Here is a 22061-nt window from a genome sequence, read left to right on the forward strand (position 1 = left end):
CCCGGGGGCTTCTCTCCACCGCTCCCGCGGCCCCTGCCGTCCTCCGGGGGCTCCGCGCCCGGGGTGTGCTCGGGAGGGCGTCCGGCCGCCCGGGCGGGCTCGGCCCCCTGCGCCCGCGGGGAGGTGCGGGGCCCCGCGGGCCGTGTTCCGGCCGGCGGGACGAGGGGACGCGGGGGGACCGGGGCGCGGTCTGCTTCCGTGCTCATGGGTCCGCTCCCCTGTTCCATCTCCGGTCCTTCCCCCTCACCGCGCGTCACTCTACGGGCTGAACCCGCCCGCACGGGAACCACTCGGGGATGCCAGGGGCTTTGGCCCGGAACGTCCCCTACCCTGCGGTAATCACTTCTGGCAGGCTTCGGGCATGACCGCCCGTGCCGCAGACCGTGCCCGGTACGACAGGGCCACCGCCGCTCTCGACGCCCCTCTCGCCCTCGTCGACCTCGCCGCCTTCGACGCCAACGCCGAGGACATCCTGCGCCGCGCGGCGGGCAAGCCGGTGCGGGTCGCCAGCAAGTCCGTGCGCTGCCGTGCCCTGCTGGAACGGGTCCTGGCGCGCGAGGGCTTCGCGGGCGTCATGTCGTACACGCTCGCCGAGTCCCTGTGGCTCGCGCGCTCCGGCTTCGAGGACGTGCTCCTCGCGTACCCCTCCGCCGACCGCGCCGCCTACGCCGAGCTGACGGCCGACCCCAAGCTGGCCGCCGCCGTCACGGTCATGGTCGACGACCCCGCCCAGCTCCGGCTGATCGACGACTCCCGCGCGGGCGGCACCGAGGAGGTGCGGGTCTGCGTGGAGCTGGACACCTCCCTGCGGCTGCTGGGCGGCCGGGTGCGGATCGGCGCCCGCCGCTCCTCCCTGCACTCCCCCGCCCAACTGGCCGAACTGGCCCGCACGATCGCCCGTACCCCCGGTTTCCGGCTGGTGGGGATCATGGCGTACGAGGGGCACATCGCCGGGGTCGGCGACGCCGTGGCCGGGCAGCCGCTGCGCTCCCGGGCGGTACGGCTGATGCAGTCGGCCGCCCGCCGGGAGCTGGCCGCGCGGCGCGTGGAGGCCGTGCGCGCGGTCCGGGCGGTCGCGCCGGACCTGGAGTTCGTCAACGGCGGCGGCACGGGCAGCGTGCAGTACACGGCGGCCGAGGACGCGGTCACCGAGATCGCGGCCGGCTCCGGCCTGTACGTGCCGCGGCTGTTCGACAACTACACGTCGTTCCGCGGCCGTCCGGCCGCCCTGTTCGCCCTCCCCGTGGTGCGGCGGCCGGGCGTCGGCGTGGTGACCGTGCTCGGCGGCGGCTACCCGGCCTCCGGCGCGGCCGGCCGGGACCGGCTACCGGAGCCTTATCTGCCGGAGGGGCTGCGGTACGACCCCCAGGAGGGCGCCGGCGAGGTGCAGACCCCGCTCCTCGGCTCACCGGCCGACGATCTGCTGATCGGCGACAAGGTGTGGTTCCGGCACGCCAAGGCGGGCGAGTTGTGCGAGCGTTTCGAGGCACTGCACCTGGTCGAGGGCGAGACGATCACGGCGACCGTGCCGACGTACCGGGGCGAGGGGCGGACCTTCCTCTGAGAGCCCTCGGCCACCTAGGGTCTGCAGCCGCGTCTCAGCGCCCCGGGCCGATACTGCTGCCCACCCCGCCGTCCCCGGCCGCGTCGCCGACCGGGCGGATGCCCTCGGTGATGCGGTCCATGTCGGCGACCGGCGGACCGTCGGCGCCCGCGTCGAAGGCGAAGCGGACCAGGACCGGCGACTGGGAGCCCACGCTGGACGGGAAGGCGAGGGACTCGACGTAGCCGCCGGGACCCTCGGCCGTGGTCACGCGCCAGCGCACGAAGTACCCCGCGCGGCCGGCCACCGCGACCTGGCCCTGCTTCACCAGGCGGTGGGAGGTCACGCCGCCGTAGGGCCGGTCACCGGCGCCGTCGCGGTCGTACTCGGCCTCTGCCGCGTCCTGGACGTCGTCCTTGGCGAGTTCCTCCGGGCTCGGGCCGGCCGGGGCCGTGCGGGACAGGACGCGGCCGTGCCGGCACACCCCGACGGAGTCGCCGGGGCAGGTGTAGGTGCCGGGGGTGGTGAGGACGACGTCGTCCTCGGCCACGTGCTCGGGCCGCTCCCAGCCCTCGAGGACCGGGAAGGTGAGACCGTTCAGGTCGTCCACGACGACCGAGGGGTCGGCGGCGGCGGAGGGCTGCGGCGCCTTCGGTCCCGCGGACTTCCCCGCGGCGGCGGAGGCCCCGGAGGCCGGGGCGCTCGGCCCGGCCCCGGCCCGGCCGCCCTCCTCGCCGTCGTCCCCGCCCTCGCGCCCGAGGACGGCGATCCCGGTCCCGAGGCACGCGAGCAGCACGACCCCGGCGGCCACGAGCGCGAGGACCCGGCCGCGGCCGGAACCCGGGCGTTCGGGGACGACGGGGACGAAGACAGCGGAGGACGCCGCCACCGGCCCCGGCCCCGGTAGTGACCCGGGCCCCGGTTCCGGTGTGCGGCGGTGGTCGGTCCACGCGGTCCCGTCCCACCAGCGCTCGCTCAACGGGTAGGACGGGTCCCGGTACCAGCCGGGCGGCGGCGCACTGCTCATCCCGGCACTCCAGGCCGCACCCGGCCGGTCCCCACCACTCTCGGGAACGTCAGGAACTGTGCGCGGACTCCGGCCCGTACACCGTGTCCTTCTGGTCCGGCACCACGGAGCCGTCCTCCCGGCGCACCGGGCCCCGGCTCCCGTCGGGCTCGTTGTACGCGGTCGTCGAGCACGGGTAGGGGTCGGCCTTGCGCGGCAGCGGCTCGATGAACATGGGGTTGATCACCCAGCGGCCGTCGGCGTCGTCGTAGGCCCGGCACATGATCTCGGCCTTGTTGCGGTTGAGGACGAGGTGCGCGCCGACCGCGTCGCCGACGAAGGTGACGTCGGTGTCGGCGTCGCCGCCGCCGATCACGATGCGGTGCGCCCGGTCCTGCTTCTTCCAGGCGGCGGCGCCGTGGATGCCGAAGATGTCCTGGTTGATCCAGCAGCGCTTGCCGTCGATGTACGGGATCGCGGTGCCCTTGTTCACCGGTACGTCGCCGCAGCCGGTGTTGTAGGTGGTGATCCGGCCGCGGCGGTCGAGGACCGAGCGGATGGCGACGGTGTGCGCGGCGTCGATGCCGACGCCCGGCGCCCAGACCTCGGTGACCGGCTCGGAGCCTGCCGAGACGATCCAGACGTCGAAGCCCGCTTTCCGCAGGGTGCGGACCAGGTCGCGCTGCTGCTCGTAGTAGCGCACGTAGCCCGGAACGGTGTGCGTGCCGAGCGTGCGGGTGGAGCCCACGGGCGCGGCGAGGGCCTCGTCACGGGCGTGGCGGGCGTAGGAGGAGAGTTCGGGGACGGTGTGCCCGGCGAAGAGCTGCGGCACCCAGGCGTACTGGGGGACGGTGCGCCGGTGGTTCCAGGTGCCGGAGAAGGCGGCGGCGCCGCTCATGGTGGTGGCGTTCTCGCGGATCTCGAAGATCTCGTCGGTGCAGTCGGTGTCGGTGGCGGTCGGCAGGGGCGCGCCGACGGGCACCTCGGTGCCGCAGGCCTCGGTCAGCGCCCGGTCGGCGGCGTCGGTGAGCCAGGCGCTGGTGTCCTTCCAGCGGGCGGGGCGCAGGATCTTGTCGTGCCGCAGCGCCCAGGACAGGGTCGCGTCGGTGACGTCGTTCTTGGTGATCGTGTTGTCCCAGTCGAAGGCCGCGACCGGGCGGTGCCCCTTGTGCCGCCCGCCGTAGCAGGTGCCGAAGGTGTCGATGACCTGCTGGAGCCGTTCCCGGTTGGCGCCGTACCAGTCGGTGCTCAGTTCGGGGCAGTCGCGGTGCGCGGCGGTGGCGTGGATGTTGTGCGTCCCATTGCCCGCCGTGCCGGTGCCCGCCGTGCCGCCGGTGGCCGCCTCGGCCGACGGTGCGGCCGCCAGTGCGGCGACCGCGGCGAAGGTCGCTGTCGTCCGGATGATCGTGGGGGTGATCGCTCGTCGGAGTCGCATGGGAACGGGACGCTACACCCCGGGGCCGCCGGGGCTACAGAGGCGTGACGTAGGCACCGGAGATTCCGCCGTCCACCAGGAAGTCGGTGGCGTTGACGAAGGAGGAGTCGTCGCTGGCGAGGAAGGCGACGGCGGCGGCGATCTCCTCGGCCTCCGCGAACCGGCCGAGCGGGATGTGCACCAGGCGGCGGGCGGCCCGTTCGGGGTCCTTGGCGAACAGCTCGCGCAGCAGCGGGGTGTTGACGGGGCCGGGGCACAGCGCGTTGACGCGGATGCCCTCGCGGGCGAACTGCACGCCCAGTTCGCGGGACATGGCGAGGACGCCGCCCTTGGAGGCGGTGTACGAGATCTGGCTGGTGGCGGCGCCCATGCGGGCCACGAAGGACGCCGTGTTGATGATGGAGCCCCGGCCCTGGCGCCGCATGTACGGCAGGGCGGCCTTGCAGCACAGGTAGACGGAGGTGAGGTTGACCTCCTGCACGCGCTTCCACGCCTCCAGGCCGGTCTCCAGGATGGAGTCGTCGTCGGGCGGGGAGATGCCCGCGTTGTTGAAGGCGACGTCGACCGAGCCGTAGGTGTCGTCCGCGGCCCGGAACAGTGCCTCGACCTGGTCGGGGTCGGTGACGTCGACGGCGACGAAGAGGCCGCCGGTCTCCTCGGCGGCGGCCCGGCCGCGGGTCGCGTCCACGTCGCCGCAGACCACGTGGGCGCCCTCGGCGGCGAGCCGGCGGGCGGCGGCCAGGCCGATGCCGCTGCCGGCCCCGGTGACGACGGCGGTGCGGCCGACCAGTCGGCGGCAGACGACGTCCGACGGCTGTTCCGACGCTTGTTCCGACGGCTGTGCGCTCATTGTGCGGGGCCCTCCGTGGAGATGAAGACGTTCTTGGTCTCGGTGAACGCGGTCAGGGCGTCCGGGCCCAGCTCACGGCCGATGCCGGACTGCTTGTAGCCGCCGAACGGGGTCCAGTAGCGGACGCTGGAGTGGGAGTTGACGGACAGGTTTCCGGCCCGGACGGCGCCCGAGACGCGCAGGGCGCGGCCGACGTCGCGGGTCCAGATCGAGCCGGACAGCCCGTAGGGGGTGGCGTTGGCGAGGCGGATCGCGTCGGCCTCGTCCTCGAAGGGCAGGACGACGGCGACGGGGCCGAAGACCTCCTCGACGGCGACACGCGCGTCCGGGTCCGTGCCGGTGAGGACGGTGGGCGGGAACCAGAAGCCGGGGCCCTCGGGCGCGGTGCCGCGGAGGGCGGGGGCGCCGGGGTCGACGTAGGAGCGGACACGGGCGAGCTGGGCGGCGGAGATCAGCGGGCCCACGTCGGTGCGCTCGTCGGCGGGGTCGCCGACGCGGACGGCCTCGAGGGCGGGGGCCAGCAGGTCGAGGAAGCGCTCGTGGACGGAGCGCTGGACGAGGATGCGGGTGCGGGCGCAGCAGTCCTGGCCGCAGTTGTCGAGGAAGGACATCGGCGCGGCCGCCGCGGCCGTCTCCAGGTCGGCGTCGGCGAAGACGAGGTTCGGGCTCTTGCCGCCGAGTTCGAGGGTGAGGCGTTTGAGGTGCTCCCCGCTCCTCGCCCAGACCTGCCTGCCGACGGCGGTCGACCCGGTGAAGACGATCTTCGCCACGCCGGGGTGGTCGACGAGGGCGGCGCCCGCGACCGGTCCGTGGCCCGGCAGCACCTGGAACAGGTGCTCGGGCAGCCCGGCCTCCAGGGCGAGTTCCGCGAGGCGGAGCGCGGTGAGCGGGGTGGCCTCGGCGGGTTTGAGGAGGACCGCGTTGCCCGCGGCGAGGGCGGGGGCGGTGCCCCAGGCGGCGATCGGCATCGGGAAGTTCCAGGGCGCGATGACGCCGACCACGCCGAGCGGTTCGAGGATCGTGACGTCCAGACCGCCGGGGACCGGGATCTGGCGGCCGGTGAGCCGCTCCACTCCCCCGGCCGCGTAGTCGAGCAGGTCGCGGACGTTGCCGGCCTCCCAGCGGGCGTTGCCGACGGTGTGCCCGGCCTCGCGCACCTCCAGCGCGGCGAGTTCCTCCAGGTGGGCGTCGACGGTCGCGGCGAAGCGGCGCAGCAGCCGGGCGCGGTCGCCGGGGGCGAGGGCCACCCAGCGTTCCTGCGCCCGCCGGGCGCGGGCGACGGCCGCGTCCACGTCGGCCGGGCTCGCGGCGGGGACGGTGGCGAGGAGTTCCTCGGTGGCGGGGTCGAGCACCCGGAGTTCCTCCGGGGCGGGCGCGTGGTCGTCGTTCACGTCGTGCGCTGCCTGCCTCATGGTGGGCACTGCCTGCCTCTCACATGCGTTCGAAGGAGCGGCGCAGCTCCCAGTCGGTCACCGCGGCGTCGAAGGCGGCCAGTTCGACGCGGGCCATGTTGCGGTAGTGGGCGACGACCTCGTCGCCGAAGGCGGCCCGTGCGAGCGGGCTGTGCTCCCACAGTTCGGCCGCCTCGCGCAGGGTGGTGGGCACGTGCGCGTAGTCGGCGGAGTAGGCGTTGCCCGCGCACGGCTCGGGGAGCTCCAGACGGTGCTCGATGCCGTACAGCCCGGCGGCGACCATGCCGGCCACGGCGAGGTAGGGGTTGACGTCGCCGCCCGGCACCCGGTTCTCGAAGCGCCGGGAGCGGCCGTGGCCGACCACCCGCAGGGCGCAGGTGCGGTTGTCGTGGCCCCAGGCGACGGCGGTGGGGGCGAAGGAGCCGGGCTGGAAGCGTTTGTAGGAGTTGATGTGGGGCGCGTAGAGGAGGGTGAAGTCGCGGAGCGCGGCGAGCTGTCCGGCGAGGAAGTGCCGCATCGTCTCCGACATGCCCTCGGGTCCGTCACCGTCCATGACGTTGGCCCCGTCGGCGTCGGTGAGGGAGAGGTGGATGTGGCAGGAGTTGCCCTCGCGCTCGTTGTACTTGGCCATGAAGGTGAGCGAGACGCCCTCCTGGGCGGCGATCTCCTTGGCTCCGGTCTTGTACAGGGCGTGCTGGTCGCAGGTGACGAGGGCCTCGTCGTAGCGGAAGGCGATCTCGTGCTGGCCGGGGTTGCACTCGCCCTTGGCGGACTCGACGGTGAGCCCGGCGCCCGCCATCTCGTTGCGGATGCGGCGCAGCAGGGGTTCGACGCGGCCGGTGCCGAGGACGGAGTAGTCGACGTTGTACTGGTTGGCCGGGGTGAGGCCGCGGTAGCCGGCGTCCCAGGCCTGCTCGTAGGTGTCCTTGAAGACGATGAACTCCAGCTCGGTGCCGACCTGGGCGCTCCAGCCGTGCTCGGCCAGTCCTTCCAGGTGGCGGCGCAGGATCTGGCGGGGGGCGGGGACGACCGGGGAGCCGTCGTGCCAGGTGAGGTCGGCCAGGGCGAGCGCGGTGCCCTCGTGCCAGGGCACCCGGCGCAGGGTGGCGAGGTCGGGGCGGAGCACGAAGTCGCCGTAGCCGTGCTCCCAGGAGGACATCGCGTAGCCGTCGACGGTGTTCATGTCGGCGTCGACGGCGAGGAGGTAGTTGCAGCCCTCCGTGCCGTGCTCCAGTACCTCGTCGCAGAAGAAGCGCGCGGCGAACCGCTTGCCCTGGAGCCGCCCCTGCATGTCGGGGAAGGCCAGGACGACGGTGTCGATCTCGCCGCCGGCGACGAGGGCGTGCAGTTCCTCGACGCCGAGCGGGGGTGTGCGGTCTGCCACGGGAAGGCCTCCTCGGTCAGCCGGGAGCCCTAAGGTATGGCGTTGGACCATTGCCTGGGAAGGGGGTGCCGCGCATGTCGCGGAACGCGCCGGGCGAGCCGGGGGACGGCCCGCAGGAGGACGCTCCGGAAGGCGCCCCTGAGGGCGCGGCGGACGGTGCGCGGGACCGGCTGGCCCCGGTGCTGCGGCCGGTGCGGACGGGCAACGGCTTCGAGGAGGCGCTGGAGCAGATCCTGCGGGTCCTGCGGCTCGGGCTGGTGCCCGCCGGGGAGCGGCTGCCCGCCGAACGGGAGCTGGCCGGGCGGCTGGGCGTCAGCCGGGTGACGCTGCGCGAGGTGCTGCGGGTGCTGCACGAGGAGGGCCTGGTCACCTCGCGGCGCGGCCGCTACGGCGGCACGTTCGTGCTGCCCCGCGCGGAGGCGGGCGGCACGCGGGACGCGGGCGGCGCGGCCGAGCTGCGGCGCCGGACCGCCTCCGTGGACCTGGAGGACGTGCTGCGCTTCCGGGAGGTGCTGGAGGTCGGCGCGGCCGGGCTGTGCGCGGCGCAGGGGCTGGACGGGGCGGGGGCCGCGCGGCTGCGCGCGGCGCTGGCCGGCACCCGGGACACGCCGCCGGGCGGCTACCGGCGCGGGGACACCCTGCTGCACCTGACCCTCGCCGAGCTGTCCGGCTCCCCGACGCTCGCCGCCCAGTACGCGGCGGTGCGGGCCACGCTGAACGACCTGCTGGAGTGCATCCCGCTTCTCGTGCGCAACCTCGAGCACTCGCAGCGGCAGCACACCGCGCTGGTCGAGGCGGTGCTGGACCGGGACCCGGAGGCGGCGCGGGAGCGGATGCGGGAGCACTGCGCGGGGACGGCGGCGCTGCTGCGCGGGTTCCTGGCCTAGGGCGTGTCCCGCGGGGGACGGGCGGCAAAGGTACGGTGGCAGGCCATTGGCGGAGCGAGGCGCGGGTGAGTGGTGTGGGCGGACGGCCGTTGATCGGCGTGAGCACGTATCTGGAGTCCGGGGCGCGCTGGGGCGTCTGGGAGCTGGAGGCGGCGCTGCTGCCCGCCGGGTACCCGCGGCTGGTGCAGCGGGCCGGGGGTCTCGCGGTGATGCTGCCGCCGGACGACCCGGACCGGGCGGCCGAGACCCTCGCGCGGCTCGACGGCCTGGTGATCGCGGGCGGTCCCGATGTCGACCCGGCCCGCTACGGCGCCGAGCGCTCGCCCCGGACGGGGCCGGCGGCGCCGGAGCGCGACGCGTGGGAGCTGGCGCTGATCCGGGCCGCGCTCCGTGCGCGCACGCCGCTGCTGGGGATCTGCCGGGGCATGCAGCTCCTCAACGTGGCGCTGGGCGGCACCCTGGTGCAGCACCTGGACGGGCACGCCGAGCGCGTGGGGGTGTTCGGGACGCATCCCGTGGAGGCGGTGCCGGGGTCCCGGTACGCGGAGATCGTGCCGGAGGTCTGCGAGGTCCCGGCCTACCACCACCAGGCCGTGGAGCGCCTGGGCGAGGGGCTGGTCGTCTCGGCGTACGCGAAGGACGCCGTGGTCGAGGCGGTGGAGACGCCCCCGGGCGCGGAGCACGGCTGGGTGCTGGGGGTGCAGTGGCATCCGGAGATGGGGGACGACGTGCGGGTGATGCGGGCGCTGGTGGAGGAGGCGTCCCGGCGGGACTGAGTCGGACCCGACGACGCCCCGACGGGCGGACGGCGCCGCTTCGGGAACAGGCCCTACGCGCCGCCCGGGTCCAGGTGTTCGCCCACGGCGACGACCACGACCCGGGTCTCGGGCACCGTCGCCCGCCAGCGGTGCCGTATCCCGCCGGTCAGGTACAGCGTGTCGCCCCGGCCGAGGCGCTGGGCGCGGCCCTCCGCCTCGACCTCGATGCCGCCCTCGACGACGTACATCAGCTCGTCGTTGCGGTGCTGGAACTCGCGTCCCGCGTCGTGGTCGCCGATGAACTCCAGGGCGTGCAGCTGGTGGTGCCCGCGCACCAGGGAGCGCACCCGGGCGGGCGTGTGCTCCCCCTCGTCGGCGCGCACCACGTCCACGCCGCCGGCCGGGTCGGCGGCGGCGAGCAGCGTCGCGGCCGTCGTGCCGAGGGCGGCGGCCACCTTCTCCAGCGAGTGCCGGCTGGGGCGGGCCCTCTCGTTCTCCACCTGGCTGAGGAAGGGCACCGAGAGCCCACTGCGCTCGGCCACGACGGAGAGCGTGAGTTCCAGGGCCCGGCGCCGTCGCCGGACGGCCGCGCCCACCCGCAGGGGCTGTTCCTTGTGGTCGCCCATCGCCTCCGCCTCCTCCCTCGCTCGTCGGTCGGTCGTGTCGTTCATCGGTAGTGGTCGGCGGCCGGCCGCCGGTGGTTCGTGCGGAGCCCTGTGCGCTCCACGGTTGTCTGCACCCTACGCACGTTCGGCAAACCGTTTCATGCGCCCTTCACAACGCCGTGACCGGGCTGTACCACGAGGCTCACAGATTGCGCCAGTAGAGGAGCTCGCCCGCTTCCCCCGCAGCCGCCCCCTCGCGCGGGACGAACACGCTGACCAGGAGGGCGCGCCGGCCGTCCGGGGCGGTGATCGTGGTGGCGGAGGGGTTGGCGAGGGCGTGGCTGCCGCGGTGGGTGCGTACGGCGACCGGTTCGGCGCGGCCGAGCCGGGGGTCATAACCGTACAACCGCCAGCTTCCGAAGTCGTCCGGTCGGAGCTGTCCCTCGATCAGGACGAGGTCGTGGCCGGCCAGCCGCAGGGAGGTGCGGTCGCCGATGTTGCCGCGGGGGCCGCAGGCCCGTACGGCGTGGTCGAGCCGCTGGTCGGGGTGGGTGCGCCAGGCGCGGAAGCCGTGCAGGACGGCGGTGAGCTGGCGGTCGGTGTCGCAGCGGTCGCGGTAGTGGCCGGTGAGTTCGACGGTGCCGCCGCGCGCGGCAGTGATGTCGGGGGTGCCCTCGGCGCAGCGGGAGAGGGTGCGCGGGGCGTCGAAGGAGCGTTCGGGGCGGCCGGTCAGGAGGGCGGTGAGTCCCGGGTAGGACCGTAGCTCCAGGTGATTGTCCGGATCTTTTTCGTAGGCGAGGACCCAGTCGCCGCCGCTGTCCTCGGTGGCGGCGAGGGAGGGCTGGCTGGTGCCGGGGCCGAAGTCGTGTCTGCGGTGCCAGGTGCGCAGGTCGGTGGAGGTGGCGACGGCCGCGTGGAAACGGCCGTCCTCGAGCGCGGTGTGGTAGACGGCGAGGTACGGGCCCGAGGGCGGCTGCACGATCTGCGCGGCGTCCATGGTGCGGCCGGTGTCGTCCCGGGCGTCGTAGAGGTGGCCGTCGGCCTCGCGGACGTCGCCGGCGAGCCGGGTGAAGCGGGCGGCGGCGGAGGGCTGGGCGAGCACCGGGCCGGCTGTGGGGAGTAAGGCGACCAGGGCGGCGAGGGCCGCGTACAGCACGGGGCGGGGCGCTGGGATCACGACGCCTCCCGGATGGTCGGCGGGCAGGGACGCACGCGTACGCGAAGGGCCGGGTACCCCGAATGGCCCTCTCACGTGCCTCTCCCCCGCTCCGCCTCGCGAGGCACGGGAGGCACGGGAAGCACGGGAAGCACGGGAAGCACGGGAAGCACGGGAAGCACGGGAGAGGGGCGGGTCGCCCCGCCCCTCTCCCGTCACGACGCCCCCCGTACCGCCGACTACTCCGTCTTCGCGTCGCCGACCGGCGCCCACTTGTCGAGCTGACCGGGGTTCTTCTTCAGCCAGGCGCGGATCGCGTCCCGCTCCTGGCCCTTGTCGACCTTCTGGATCTCCGCCTCGAGGCTGGTGAGCTGCTTCTCGGTCATCGAGAAGTTCTTCAGCCACTTGCCGACCACGGGGTTGTCCTCGGTGAAGCCCTTGCGGGCGAGCACGTGGACGTCGTCGCCCTTGCCCCAGGCGCCCTTGGGATCCTTGAGCTTCCTCAGGTCGAAGTTGTTGTACGCCCAGTGCGGCGACCACAGCGGGACGACGATCGGTTCCTTCTTGGCGTAGGCCCGCTTGAGCTCGGCGAGCATCGCGGGCGTGGAGCCGTCCACGACCTTGAACGTGCCGTCCAGGCCGTACGCCTTGAGTATCTTGCTCTTGAGCAGACCCATCTCGCCCGCGCTGGGCTCGATGCCGACGATCCGGCCGTCGAACTCGGAGGCGTGCTCCTTGAGGTCCGCGAGCGATTCGACGTCCTTGACGTAGGCGGGCACGGCCAGCTCCAGGCTGGTGGGCCCGTACCAGGAGCCGAGGTCGTCGAGCTGCTTGCCGTACTTCTTCCAGTACTCGGCGTGCGTGGTGGGCAGCCAGGAGTCGGTCTGGAAGTCGATCTGGCCGGCGGCCAGGCCGGTGTAGAGCGGGCCGGCGGTGTACTGGCTGGTGGTGACCTCGAAACCGCGCTCCTGGAGGATCTCCTTCCACAGGAACGTGGTGGCGATGCCCTCGTCCCAGGGGATGTAGCCGATGCCGATCTTCTTGCCGTGGCCGATGTCGCCGTCCGAGGCCTGGACGCTTCCGGAGGAGGACGAGCCGAAGATGCCCATGCCGCCGGCGACCAGCGCCAGGACGACCACGCCCACGACGGCGACCGCCGGACGCGGGCGGTGCTCCCACGCCTTGGTCCCGCCCGCCGCGCGGGCGCGGGCGGCGGCCCGCCGGCCCAGCGGGGAGAGCTGGGTGCCGAGCGCGCCGGTCACCCGGTCGAGGTAGATGGCGAGGATGACGATGCCGAGGCCGGACTCGAAGCCGAGGCCGATGTCGAGCTGGCCGATGGACTCGTTGACCGCGCCGCCCAGACCGCCGGTGCCGACCATGCCGGCGATGACGACCATCGACAGACCGAGCATGATCACCTGGTTGACGCCGGCCATGATGGTCGGCAGGGCGAGCGGGAGCTGGACGCGCAGCAGGGTGTTGCGCGGGCTCGTGCCGAACGCCTCCGCCGCCTCGACGAGCTCGGCGTCGACCTGGCGGATGCCGAGCTCGGTCATGCGGACGCCGGGGGCGATCGCGAAGATCAGGGTGGCGATGACGCCGGCGGGCACGCCCAGGCCGAAGAACAGGATCGCCGGGATCAGCAGCACCATCGACGGCATCGTCTGGAGCAGGTCGAGGACCGGCCGTACGACGGAGGACACGGTTTTCGAGCGGGCCGCCCAGATGCCCACCGGAACACCGATCACCAGGGCGATCACGGTGGCGACCAGGACCAGGGACAGGGTCGACATGGACCGGTCCCACAGGGCGAGCGAGTCGATGAGCGCGAAGCCCGCGAAGGTGAGGACGCCGGCGGCCAGGCCGCGCAGCCACCAGGCGAGGACGGCGAGGATGCCGGCCATCAGCAGCGGCGAGGGGGCGCCGAGGACGGCGTCGACACCGTCGTACATGCCTTCGACGACCGTCTTGATCGCGTCGAAGAGCCAGGACATGTGGTCGACGAGCCAGCTCACGCCGTCGTCGACCCGGTCGCCGAGATGGATCCTAGGCACGGCTGATCACCTTCTCCCCGCGCGCGTCGCCCGGCCGGTCGCAGGGCACGGGCTCACCTCCCTCGGTGCCGGGGCGTCCGCCGAGGAAGCCGACGAGGCGCTGCCGGGGGACGACACCGACGAGCCGGCGCTCGCCGCCCTCGCCCTCGCCGCCCGCGACCACGGCCACGGGGTGGCTGAGCCGGGCACTGAGCGCGCACAGTTGCGTGAAGGGCGTGGCCGGGTCGGCGGTCTCGCAGCCGCAGTCGGCCTCGTCGCCCCTGACCTCGGTGTCCATGACGGACTCGGCGGTCAGCACGCGGGAGCGGTCGACGTCCTTGGTGAAGGAGGCGACGTAGTCGTCGGCGGGCCGCAGCAGGATGTCCTCCGCGGTGCCGGTCTGGACGATGCGGCCGTCGCGCATGACGGCGATGCGGTCGCCCAGGCGCATGGCCTCGTTCAGGTCGTGGGTGATGAACACGATGGTCTTCTTCAGGGTCTTCTGCAGTTCGAGCAGCTGGTCCTGCATGTCGCGGCGGATCAGCGGGTCGAGGGCGCTGAAGGACTCGTCCATGAGCAGCAGGTCGGCGTCGGTGGCGAGGGCGCGGGCGAGGCCCACGCGCTGCTGCATGCCGCCGGACAGCTCGTCGGGCCAGGAGGACTCCCAGCCGGCCAGGCCGCACAGGGCGAGCGCCTCGTCGGCGCGGCGTTCGCGCTCGGCGCGGGGCACGCCCTGCACTTCAAGGCCGTAGGCGGCGTTCTCGCGGACGCTGCGGTGCGGGAAGAGCGCGAAGTGCTGGAAGACCATGCTGATCTTCCTGGCGCGGACCTCGCGCAGCTCGCGGTCGTCGAGTGCGGTGAGGTCACGGCCGTCGAAGGAGACCCGTCCCGAGGTGGGTTCGAGCAGTCCGTTGAGCATCCGCAGCAGCGTGGACTTGCCCGATCCGGACAGGCCCATGACGACGAAGATCTCGCCGGGAGCGACGGAGAAGGACGCGTCGATCACGGCGGCGGTGACACCGTCCTCGCGCAGCTCCTCACGGTCGGCGCCCTTCCGGATGCGTTCCACGGCGTCGTCGGGTCGTCTGCCGAACACCTTGTACAGGTGCTCGGCCTGCAGTCTTGATGACACGTGTTCCTCTCGTATTTCCGGCTTCCTTGCTCGGCGTCGGCCGGTCGATACCGGTTGAAGCGTCAACCGGCCGAGCGCAAGGGCGGCGCCTGCCCTGATCACCGGCCTTCAAACGCGTACGTGACACCCTTCACACACCCTCCGGAGCCGGGTACGCCGGGTGCGCCCCACGGCCCCCGGGACCCGTTCACGCCCATGCCCAACCCCGGGCACGCCCGCCCCGTAATCTGCGGGGCGTGACCCGACGCCTCATGCTTCTCGACACCGCCTCCCTCTACTTCCGCGCCTACTTCGGCGTCCCGGAGTCCCTGAAGGCCCCGGACGGCACGCCCGTCAACGCCGTGCGCGGACTGCTCGACTTCATCGACCGCCTGGTCAAGGACCACCGCCCCGACGACCTCGTGGCCTGCATGGACGCGGACTGGCGGCCCGCCTGGCGCGTCGAGCTGATCCCCTCCTACAAGGCGCACCGCGTCGCCGAGGCCCGCCCGGCCGGGCCCGACACCGAGGAGGTGCCCGACACCCTCTCCCCGCAGGTCCCGATCATCGAGGCCGTCCTGGACGCCCTCGGCATCGCCCGCGTCGGCGTCGCCGAGTACGAGGCGGACGACGTGATCGGCACGTTCACCGCCCGTGCCACCGGCCCCGTCGACATCGTCACCGGGGACCGCGACCTCTACCAGCTCGTCGACGACGCCCGCGGGGTGCGGGTGCTGTACCCGGTCAAGGGTGTCGGCACCCTGCTCCTCACCGACGAGGCGGTGCTGCGCGAGAAGTACGGCGTGGACGGGCGCGGCTACGCGGACCTCGCCACGCTGCGCGGCGACCCCAGCGACGGCCTGCCCGGCGTGCCCGGGGTCGGTGAGAAGACGGCCGCGAAGCTGCTCGCCGAGTTCGGCGACCTGCCCGGCGTCCTCGCCGCGGTCGAGGACCCGAAGGCGAGGCTGACCCCGACCCAGCGCCGCCGGCTCACCGAGGCGCTGCCGTATCTGGAGGTGGCCCCCAAGGTGGTGAAGGTCGCGGACGACGTCCCGCTGCCGCCGGTGCCGACCGCGCTGCCGCACACGGCGCGTGATCCCGAGATGGTGGAGGCGCTGGCCTCCCGCTGGGGTCTCGGCGGTTCCCTGCAACGGCTGCTGACGACGTTGAGGTCATGAGCGGGAGACGGCCCGCGCGCTTCCTTCCCCTTCCCTCTCCTGCGCTCCGTCCTCTCTGCTCATCTCTCTGTTTCTTTCCTTTTCCCTTGCCCTCCCGGGGCGTTCGGGGCCGTTCCCCGGCGCGGGCGAGTGTTAGGTTAGGTAAGCCTTAGCGATGAGACACGGAGGCCGTCATGGCAGAACGCCCCGCACGCAAGCCCCGCACGCTCCACACCGGCCAGGTGATCCGCACCGAGCGGCTCACCCCGCACATGCGGCGCGTGGTGCTGGGCGGCGAAGGGCTGGCCGCGTTCGGCACCGCCGGATACACCGACCACTACGTGAAGCTGCTCTTCCCGGTCGAGGGCGTCGATTACCCGGAGCCCTTCGACGTGCAGCGCATCCGCGAGGAGTACCCGCGCGAGCAGTGGCCGGTGAGCCGTACGTACACCGTGCGCGCCTGGGACCCGGAGGCCCGTGAGCTGACGCTGGACTTCGTGATCCACGGCGAGGAGGGGATCGCCGGCCCCTGGGCGGCCCGGGCCCGGCCCGGCGACCTGCTCCGGTTCAACGGTCCCGGCGGCGCCTACGCCCCCGACCCGGAGGCCGACTGGCATCTCCTCGCCGGGGACGAGAGCGCCCTGCCCGCCCTCGCGGCCGCCCTGGAGGCGCTGCCCGCCGGCGCCGTGGCGCACGCCTTCCTCGAGGTGTCCGGTCCCGAGGAGGAGCAGAAGTTCGACTCCGACGCGCAGGTCACCTGGCTGCACCGCGGCGAGCGCCCGGTCGGCGAGGCCCTGGTGGAGGCCGTGCGGGCACTTGAGCCCCCCGCCGGGCGGATGCACGCCTTCGTGCACGGCGAGGCCGGTTTCGTGAAGGAGCTGCGCCGGCTGCTGCGGATGGAGCGGTCGGTGCCCCGCGAGGACCTGTCGATCTCCGGCTACTGGCGGCTCGGCCACAACGAGGACGGCTGGCAGGCCTCCAAGCGGGAGTGGAACGCGCAGGTCGAGGCCGAGCAGGAGACCGTGAGCGCCTGAGTCCTCCCCGTACGCTGGGGCGCGTGAGACGCCGGACCCGTAGCATCCCGCCCGCCCCGCTGCCGCAGTGCGAGGGCGTCGACCCGGTGCGGCTGCGGCTCCCCGGGGAGGGCACCTGGGCGACCGTGCGGGACCATCTGGTGGCGCGGCTGGCGGCCGGGGACGGCGTCGTCGACGCGATGCTCGACGCGGGCGCGTTCGTCGGCGCCGACGGGCGCCCTCTCGCCCCGGACGCCCCCTACGTGCCCGGCATGTACGTGTGGTTCCACCGCGAGCTGCCCGCCGAGGAGCGGGTGCCCTTCGCGATCGAGGTGGTGTACCGCGACGCGCACGTCCTCGTCGCGGACAAGCCGCACTTCCTGGCCACCACCCCGCGCGGCAGCCATGTCGCCGAGACCGCGCTGGCCCGGCTCCGCCGCGAGCTGGACCTCCCCGCCCTCACCGCCGCGCACCGCCTGGACCGGCTCACCGCCGGGCTGGTGCTCTTCACCCTGCGGCCCGAGGAGCGCAGCGCGTACCAGACCCTGTTCCGCGACCGCCGGGTGCACAAGGAGTACGAGGCCCTCGCCCCGTACGACCCCGCCCTCGCCCTCCCCCGCACCGTGCGCAGCCGCCTGGTGAAGGAGCGCGGGGAGCTGAGGGCGCGGGAGGTGCCGGGCGAGCCCAACGCGGTGAGCCGCGTGGAGCTCGTGGAACACGACGGCACCGTGGGGCGGTACCGGCTCCTCCCCCGCACCGGGCAGACGCACCAGCTCCGCGTGCACATGTGCGCGCTGGGCCTGCCGATCCTCGGCGACCCGCTCTACCCGGTGGTGGAACCGGCCGCCGCGCCCGGGGACTTCACCCGGCCGCTGCGGCTGCTGGCCCGCGCCCTGGAGTTCACCGACCCGGTGACGGGACGGCACCACTGCCTGCGCAGCGCCCGGGAGCTGGCACCCCCGGACCCCGCCGTCCCCGTATGACCCCGCTTTCCTAGGCGCCCCGCCACCAGCGCAGGAACCGCTGCCACGCGCCGGGGCGCGGAGCGAGGGCCGGCACCTCCGCCGGTACGGGTGGGGGTGCCACCGGCGGCGCCTCCGGCGGGACCGCGGCCGCCTCGCGCCGCGCGGCGGGCGAGGTCGCGGGCGCCGGGAGCTGCCGGAACGCGGGGCGCCGCTCGACGTCCTGCGGGGGCCGGGGCCCGAACCGCACCGGGAGTTCCGCCAGGTGGCGCGAGGCGATCGACTCCGTCCACCGCAGCCGGTCCTCCGCGCAGGCGAGCTGCACGTCCGGCAGCCGCATGAGCAGCGCGTCGATGCCGGCGTCGGCGATGGCGCGCCCGATCTCCTGGCCGGGGCACTCGTGCGGGCCGCCGCCGAAGGCGAGGTGGGAGCGGTTGCCCTGCATGTTGGCGGTGAGGTCGGGGCGCACCCGGGGGTCGACGTTGCCGGGGGCGATGCCGAACAGCAGCCCGTCGCCCTTGCGGATGCGCTTGCCGCCCAGTTCGGTGTCCTGCTTGGCGAAGTAGCCGAGCACGGTGCTGAACGGAGGCTCGTCCCACAGCGACTGCTCGACCGCCTCGGGCACGGTCATCTGCCCGCCGCTGAGCTGGGCGCGGAACCGGGGGTCGGTGAGGATCACCCGCAGCACGTTGGAGATGAGGTTGACGGTGGCCTCGTAGGCGGCGATCAGCACGAGCCGCAGGTGCTCGCGGATCTCCTCGTCGGTGAGCCCGGCCGGGTGGGTGATGAGGTGGCTGGCGACGTCCTCCTCGGGGTGGGCCCGGCGGCGCCGGGTGAGCCGATCCAGGGCGTCGACGAGGTACTGGTTGCTCGCGATGGCGGTGTCGCTGCCCTTGAGCATGTCGCGGGCCGCGTGCACCATGCGGTCGTCGTACTCCTCGGGCATGCCGAGGACCTGGCACATCACGGCCATGGGGAGGTGCTCGGCGAACTCGCCCACCAGGTCGGCCCGGCCGTCCTCGCAGAAGCGGTTGACGAGGCGCTGGGTGGCCCGGTTGATGTGGCGGCGCAGCGCACGGTGGTCGATGGTGCCCAGCGCGCCGTTGACGGCGCCGCGCAGCCGCAGGTGCTCGTCGCCCTCGGCGTGGGAGCAGATGGGCTGCCAGGCGATGTGCGGCATCAGCGGGTTGGCGGGGTGGACCTCGCCGTCGAGGAGGGGTTTCCAGATGCGGCTGTCCCGGGTGAACTGCGAGGGCGAGCGCACCATGTGCAGGTTCTCGCCGTGGCCGAGGACGACCCACACGGGTACGTCGTCGTGCAGCAGGGCCGGGGCCACGGCACCGTGCTCCTCGCGGAGTTCCTCGTACAGGTCCGAGAGGTTCTCCGCGCCGGGGCCGTAGAGCCGGCGCAGCCCGTCCGGGCCCAGCGCGTGGGCGGGGCAGCCCGGCGGCGGTCCCGCGGTGTCCGTGCCGGTCGGGGAAAGGGGTTCAGGCGTCACGGTGATCGCTCCGAAGCTGAAAAAGGGGTGTGTCCTGGGTCTTGGCGGCCGGTCAGACGGGGGCGCGCCGGGTGGCGAGGGTGTGCAGGAAGTGCATGAGGGTCATCAGCACGTCCCGGCTGGAGGCGCGGCGCCGTACGTCGCACTCGATGATGGGCACCCACTCGGCCAGGTCGAGGGCGGCCCGGAGTTCGGGCACGGGGTAACGGGGGGCGTCGGGGAAGGAGTTGACGGCGACCACGAAGGGCACGCCGCGCTCCTCGAGCCGTCCCATGACGTCGAAGCTGACCTCCAGGCGGCGGGTGTCGATGAGGACGACCGCGCCGAGCGCCCCCTCGAAGAGGCCGTTCCACAGGAACCAGAAGCGTTCCTGGCCGGGGGTGCCGAACAGGTACAGCACCAGTTGCTCGGTGATGCCGATGCGGCCGAAGTCCATGGCGACGGTGGTGGCCGTCTTGCTGTCGGAGCCGTAGTTGTCGTCGACGCCGACGCCCGCCTGGGTCATGGTCTCCTCGGTGGTCAGCGGCTTGATCTCGCTGACGGAGCCGACCATGGTCGTCTTGCCGACCCCGAAGCCCCCGACGATCACGATCTTCACGGCGGCCTGGGTGGTGTGCGGCAGGTGGTCCTCGACCCGGGGGCCGGGGACGGTGTCAGAGCTTTTGAAGTCCATGCATCACCGCTTCGAGGAGGGATCGGTCGGGCACGATCTGCCGGACGATCGGCGCGCGTGCCTGGACCAGGTCCGCCGCCATCAGCTCGGTGAGCAGGATGGTCACGACGCTGAACGGCAGACTCAGGTAGGCCGAGATCTCGGCCACGGACAGGGGGGCCGTGCACAGCCGGAGCAGGGAGACCTGCTCCGGTGTGAGGGTCGGGGGCGGGTCCTCGGCGGCCACGATGAGGGTGACGAGGTCGATCGAGGCCCGCTCGGACCCGGCGGCCGTGCCCGTGAGGGAGTACAGCCGCTCGGGGTTGGGAACCGCCGGTTCCCCCTCGGCCCCCTCCGCCGGGGCGGCCGGGGCGGGCTCGGGGGGCGGTTCCTGGGGCATGCGCCTTCGGCGTTGCGGAGGAGTCATACGGTCTGCCCGTCACGCCGGGGCGGACTGGTCAGATGGGAGCCGATGCGGAGCACGAGGTCACGCATCCGGGTGCTCATCATCCCCGGCTCGGTCCGCATGTCGGACAGGACGGCGAGATAGGCGTTGGCCCCGGCCGCCATGAGGTAGAAGTAGCCGCCGTCGACCTCGATGATGACCATCCGCATCCGGCCGTCGCTGACGTGGATCTCCCCGGCCACGGCACCGGCCAGGCTCTGCAGTCCGGCGCAGGCCGCGGCGACGCGGTCGGCGGTGTCGGGGTCGCCGCCGTGGCGGGCGATGCGCAGACCGTCGGCGGAGAGGACCACGATCTGCTGGACGCCGGGCACGCCGTCGGCGAGGTCCTTCAGCATCCAGTCGAAGTTGGCACGCTGCGAGATCACTTGAGGTCCCCCTCGTTGCCGGCCTCGGCGTCGGCCGGCTCGTCTTTCCTGGTGAATGCGTTCGGGTCCGGGTCGCTCTTGAGGCCCTCCATGAAGGCCTCGACCCACATGCCGGGCAGCGGCTCCTCCTTCTCCGGCTTCTCCGGCGCGGCCGCGACGGCCCGGGCGGCCGCGGTCCGCGCCTCCTTCTCCGCGCGTTCCTTCTCGGCCCGTTCGGCCGCGGCGTAGGTGTTGAGGATGTGCTCGTCGAGCGGAATGCTGATGCGGCTGCGGCGCTGCGGGAGGCCGTTGGGCGTCCACTCGGTGACGACGGGGACGTCCTCGTCGTAGTCGTCCTCGCCCGGGATGCGGGGGCCGGTGGTGGGCCTGCGGTTCTTCTTGTTGGCCGAGCCGACGTTGACGCCGTCGTTGTCCAGGGTGGAGCGGGACTGCACGCCGACACCGTGGGCGACGCCGAAGGCGGGCTCGTCGGTCACCATGACGTGCGGCAGGACGAGGACGGCGCGGACGCCGCCGTAGGCGGACTGCCGCAGCGAGACCTGCATGTTGTAGGCCGTGCACAGACGGCCGACGACGGCGAGGCCGAGCTGGGGGCTGTCGGCGAGGCCCTGGAGGTCCTCGGCGCGCTTGGCCTCCTCGATGATCCGCTCGATCCGGGCCCGCCCCTCGGCGTTGAGGCCGGTGCCGGAGTCCTCGATCTCGACGGCGATGCCGGACTGCACCTCGTGCGCGGTGACGTGCACCTTGGTGTGCGGGGGCGAGTACCGGGTGGCGTTGTCGAGGAGTTCGGCGGCGGCGTGCAGGATCGGCTCGACGGAGATGCCGCGGATGTTGACCTTGGCCACGGAGTGCAGCTCGATCCGGCGGTACTCCAGGATGCGGGAGAGCGCGCCGCGCAGCACGCTGTAGAGCGGCACGGGGACGGGCCACTGGCGGCCGGGGCGGCTGCCGCCGAGCACGGCGATGGAGTCGGCGAGCCGGCTGATCAGCGCGTTGCCGTGGTCGATGCGGAGCAGGTCGTCGAAGACCTCGGGGTTGCGCCCGTGGTCCTCCTCCATCTCCCGGACCTCGTTGGCCTGTTGGTGGATGATCGCCTGGACGCGTCGGGCGATGTTGACGAAGGAGCGCTGCAGGGAGTCGCGCAGCGTGTCCTCGCGGTCGATCACGCGGAGCACCTGGCGGATCAGCAGGCGCTGGGAGTCGGGGAGTTCGCGCCACTCGGGATGGGTGTCGATGACTTCGCGAATCACCTCATCGGGTGAGTACCCGGCCCGCATGCGGTCCAGGCTCTCGGGCACGATCTCCTGGCCCAGGCGGCGGAACTGGGCGTCCTGGGAGGCGACGCACTCGTCCAGGCGGGCGCTCCGCCGGGCCAGTTCGGCGCGCAGCGCGCCGATGTCACGGCCGCGTCGCAGCGCCTCGGCCGCGGCGAGGGTGACCAGGAGCGTCGCGATGCCGCCGCACCAGCCGACGGCGGCCCGGGCCGGCTCCGTCACCACGGCGACGGCGGCCCCGGTCACCGCGGCCATCACTATGGCCGGCAGCACCAGCACGCGTGCGTAGGGAAGTTCACGGCCACCGTGGGGCGTTTGAACACTCACCATGTAAGCCCTCTGAGACGAGATCGACGGATGTCGGGGGGTGTGGTGCCGCCGTACGGGTGTGAGGCCGGCGTACGTGGGTAGCTCTCTGGACCAACGGCACGTTTTGGGCATGTTGTGGGAACAAGCGCACGAATACCTCAACTCGGTGCGCCGCGGGCGAGCTT

At 73.3% G+C, this 22061-nt stretch carries 20 protein-coding genes; 6 read left to right on the forward strand and 14 right to left on the reverse strand.

The window, feature by feature from the left end; translation table 11 throughout:
* Positions 1-361: 361 nt before the first annotated feature.
* Positions 362-1564, forward strand: coding sequence for an amino acid deaminase/aldolase (locus OHB09_RS06180; protein ID WP_328921698.1), 1203 nt, complete (start codon positions 362-364; stop codon positions 1562-1564).
* A 34-nt stretch (positions 1565-1598) separates the two neighbouring features.
* Here the strand turns inward: OHB09_RS06180 and OHB09_RS06185 are convergent, their stop codons facing one another.
* The 5 genes from OHB09_RS06185 to OHB09_RS06205 are packed head-to-tail and all read right to left on the reverse strand — an operon-like array spanning position 1599 to position 7630.
* Positions 1599-2570, reverse strand: coding sequence for a DUF2510 domain-containing protein (locus tag OHB09_RS06185; protein WP_191852380.1), 972 nt, complete (start codon positions 2568-2570; stop codon positions 1599-1601).
* A gap of 49 nt (positions 2571-2619) precedes the next feature.
* Positions 2620-3984, reverse strand: a complete 1365-nt coding sequence (locus OHB09_RS06190; RefSeq protein WP_328921699.1) for an HAD family hydrolase — start codon at positions 3982-3984, stop codon at positions 2620-2622.
* Positions 3985-4018: 34 nt separating this feature from the next.
* Positions 4019-4834 (reverse strand): 3-oxoacyl-ACP reductase, encoded by an 816-nt coding sequence (locus OHB09_RS06195; RefSeq protein WP_006141713.1) that lies wholly within the window; start codon positions 4832-4834, stop codon positions 4019-4021.
* Positions 4831-6246, reverse strand: a complete 1416-nt coding sequence (locus OHB09_RS06200) for an aldehyde dehydrogenase family protein (RefSeq protein ID WP_319117096.1) — start codon at positions 6244-6246, stop codon at positions 4831-4833. The genes OHB09_RS06195 and OHB09_RS06200 overlap by 4 nt, the downstream gene beginning before the upstream one ends.
* 19 nt (positions 6247-6265) lie before the next feature.
* On the reverse strand, positions 6266-7630 hold the full coding sequence (locus OHB09_RS06205) for a glutamine synthetase family protein (RefSeq protein ID WP_093592520.1): 1365 nt from the start codon (positions 7628-7630) through the stop codon (positions 6266-6268).
* Between the two features lie 74 nt (positions 7631-7704).
* Between OHB09_RS06205 and OHB09_RS06210 the strand changes: the two genes are divergently transcribed.
* Both OHB09_RS06210 and OHB09_RS06215 read left to right on the forward strand, forming a co-directional pair.
* Positions 7705-8517 (forward strand): FadR/GntR family transcriptional regulator, encoded by an 813-nt coding sequence (locus OHB09_RS06210; RefSeq protein WP_252306761.1) that lies wholly within the window; start codon positions 7705-7707, stop codon positions 8515-8517.
* A 74-nt stretch (positions 8518-8591) separates the two neighbouring features.
* A complete protein-coding gene (locus tag OHB09_RS06215) occupies positions 8592-9293 on the forward strand; it encodes a gamma-glutamyl-gamma-aminobutyrate hydrolase family protein (protein ID WP_167793715.1) in 702 nt (233 codons plus the stop codon).
* A 53-nt stretch (positions 9294-9346) separates the two neighbouring features.
* On the opposite strand, the gene OHB09_RS06220 is transcribed toward OHB09_RS06215, so the two are convergent.
* The 4 genes from OHB09_RS06220 to OHB09_RS06235 form a co-directional block, all read right to left on the reverse strand.
* Positions 9347-9901 (reverse strand): helix-turn-helix domain-containing protein, encoded by a 555-nt coding sequence (locus OHB09_RS06220; protein WP_006141718.1) that lies wholly within the window; start codon positions 9899-9901, stop codon positions 9347-9349.
* Positions 9902-10082: 181 nt separating this feature from the next.
* Entirely contained in the window at positions 10083-11057 is a 975-nt protein-coding gene (locus OHB09_RS06225) for a hypothetical protein (protein ID WP_006141719.1), read from the reverse strand.
* 218 nt (positions 11058-11275) lie between these two features.
* The gene (locus OHB09_RS06230; protein WP_191890160.1) at positions 11276-13090 is read right to left on the reverse strand and encodes an ABC transporter permease/substrate binding protein; all 1815 of its coding nucleotides are present in this window, start codon (positions 13088-13090) and stop codon (positions 11276-11278) included.
* Positions 13083-14201, reverse strand: a complete 1119-nt coding sequence (locus OHB09_RS06235) for a quaternary amine ABC transporter ATP-binding protein (RefSeq protein WP_006141721.1) — start codon at positions 14199-14201, stop codon at positions 13083-13085. The genes OHB09_RS06230 and OHB09_RS06235 overlap by 8 nt, the downstream gene beginning before the upstream one ends.
* A gap of 251 nt (positions 14202-14452) precedes the next feature.
* Here OHB09_RS06235 and OHB09_RS06240 point away from each other — a divergent pair, with 251 nt between their 5' ends.
* The 3 genes from OHB09_RS06240 to OHB09_RS06250 all read left to right on the forward strand — a co-directional run bounded on the left by OHB09_RS06240 (position 14453) and on the right by OHB09_RS06250 (position 17333).
* The gene (locus tag OHB09_RS06240) at positions 14453-15358 is read left to right on the forward strand and encodes a 5'-3' exonuclease (RefSeq protein WP_006141722.1); all 906 of its coding nucleotides are present in this window, start codon (positions 14453-14455) and stop codon (positions 15356-15358) included.
* Between the two features lie 173 nt (positions 15359-15531).
* Positions 15532-16371, forward strand: a complete 840-nt coding sequence (locus OHB09_RS06245) for a siderophore-interacting protein (protein WP_006141723.1) — start codon at positions 15532-15534, stop codon at positions 16369-16371.
* A 23-nt stretch (positions 16372-16394) separates the two neighbouring features.
* Entirely contained in the window at positions 16395-17333 is a 939-nt protein-coding gene (locus OHB09_RS06250) for an RluA family pseudouridine synthase (RefSeq protein WP_328921700.1), read from the forward strand.
* Between the two features lie 10 nt (positions 17334-17343).
* Here OHB09_RS06250 and OHB09_RS06255 read toward each other — a convergent pair whose 3' ends face one another.
* The 5 genes from OHB09_RS06255 to OHB09_RS06275 are packed head-to-tail and all read right to left on the reverse strand — an operon-like array spanning position 17344 to position 21897.
* Positions 17344-18810, reverse strand: coding sequence for a cytochrome P450 (locus OHB09_RS06255; RefSeq protein ID WP_328921701.1), 1467 nt, complete (start codon positions 18808-18810; stop codon positions 17344-17346).
* Positions 18811-18862: 52 nt separating this feature from the next.
* Complete coding sequence (locus OHB09_RS06260; RefSeq protein WP_006141726.1) at positions 18863-19483, reverse strand: GTP-binding protein; 621 nt, start codon at positions 19481-19483, stop codon at positions 18863-18865.
* Positions 19464-19889 (reverse strand): DUF742 domain-containing protein, encoded by a 426-nt coding sequence (locus OHB09_RS06265; protein ID WP_040896022.1) that lies wholly within the window; start codon positions 19887-19889, stop codon positions 19464-19466. The genes OHB09_RS06260 and OHB09_RS06265 overlap by 20 nt, the downstream gene beginning before the upstream one ends.
* Positions 19886-20293, reverse strand: a complete 408-nt coding sequence (locus OHB09_RS06270) for a roadblock/LC7 domain-containing protein (protein WP_006141728.1) — start codon at positions 20291-20293, stop codon at positions 19886-19888. Before OHB09_RS06270 ends, OHB09_RS06265 begins: the two co-directional genes overlap by 4 nt.
* The gene (locus tag OHB09_RS06275) at positions 20290-21897 is read right to left on the reverse strand and encodes a sensor histidine kinase (protein WP_093592504.1); all 1608 of its coding nucleotides are present in this window, start codon (positions 21895-21897) and stop codon (positions 20290-20292) included. Before OHB09_RS06275 ends, OHB09_RS06270 begins: the two co-directional genes overlap by 4 nt.
* Between the last annotated feature and the right edge of the window lie 164 nt (positions 21898-22061).

The sequence above is a fragment of the Streptomyces griseoaurantiacus genome (genome assembly GCF_036189845.1).
GTDB lineage: Bacteria > Actinomycetota > Actinomycetes > Streptomycetales > Streptomycetaceae > Streptomyces > Streptomyces griseoaurantiacus.

Excerpts from the sequence above, each read along its gene's own strand:
- OHB09_RS06245 (WP_006141723.1), top strand. The coding sequence starts at position 15,532 with ATGGCAGAACGCCCCGCACGCAAGCCCCGCACGCTCCACACCGGCCAG.
- OHB09_RS06190 (WP_328921699.1), bottom strand. The coding sequence starts at position 3,984 with ATGCGACTCCGACGAGCGATCACCCCCACGATCATCCGGACGACAGCG.
- OHB09_RS06220 (WP_006141718.1), bottom strand. The coding sequence starts at position 9,901 with ATGGGCGACCACAAGGAACAGCCCCTGCGGGTGGGCGCGGCCGTCCGG.
- OHB09_RS06195 (WP_006141713.1), bottom strand. The coding sequence starts at position 4,834 with ATGAGCGCACAGCCGTCGGAACAAGCGTCGGAACAGCCGTCGGACGTC.
- OHB09_RS06260 (WP_006141726.1), bottom strand. The coding sequence starts at position 19,483 with ATGGACTTCAAAAGCTCTGACACCGTCCCCGGCCCCCGGGTCGAGGAC.
- OHB09_RS06240 (WP_006141722.1), top strand. The coding sequence starts at position 14,453 with ATGCTTCTCGACACCGCCTCCCTCTACTTCCGCGCCTACTTCGGCGTC.
- OHB09_RS06185 (WP_191852380.1), bottom strand. The coding sequence starts at position 2,570 with ATGAGCAGTGCGCCGCCGCCCGGCTGGTACCGGGACCCGTCCTACCCG.
- OHB09_RS06180 (WP_328921698.1), top strand. The coding sequence starts at position 362 with ATGACCGCCCGTGCCGCAGACCGTGCCCGGTACGACAGGGCCACCGCC.
- OHB09_RS06200 (WP_319117096.1), bottom strand. The coding sequence starts at position 6,246 with ATGAGGCAGGCAGCGCACGACGTGAACGACGACCACGCGCCCGCCCCG.
- OHB09_RS06210 (WP_252306761.1), top strand. The coding sequence starts at position 7,705 with ATGTCGCGGAACGCGCCGGGCGAGCCGGGGGACGGCCCGCAGGAGGAC.
- OHB09_RS06265 (WP_040896022.1), bottom strand. The coding sequence starts at position 19,889 with ATGACTCCTCCGCAACGCCGAAGGCGCATGCCCCAGGAACCGCCCCCC.
- OHB09_RS06275 (WP_093592504.1), bottom strand. The coding sequence starts at position 21,897 with ATGGTGAGTGTTCAAACGCCCCACGGTGGCCGTGAACTTCCCTACGCA.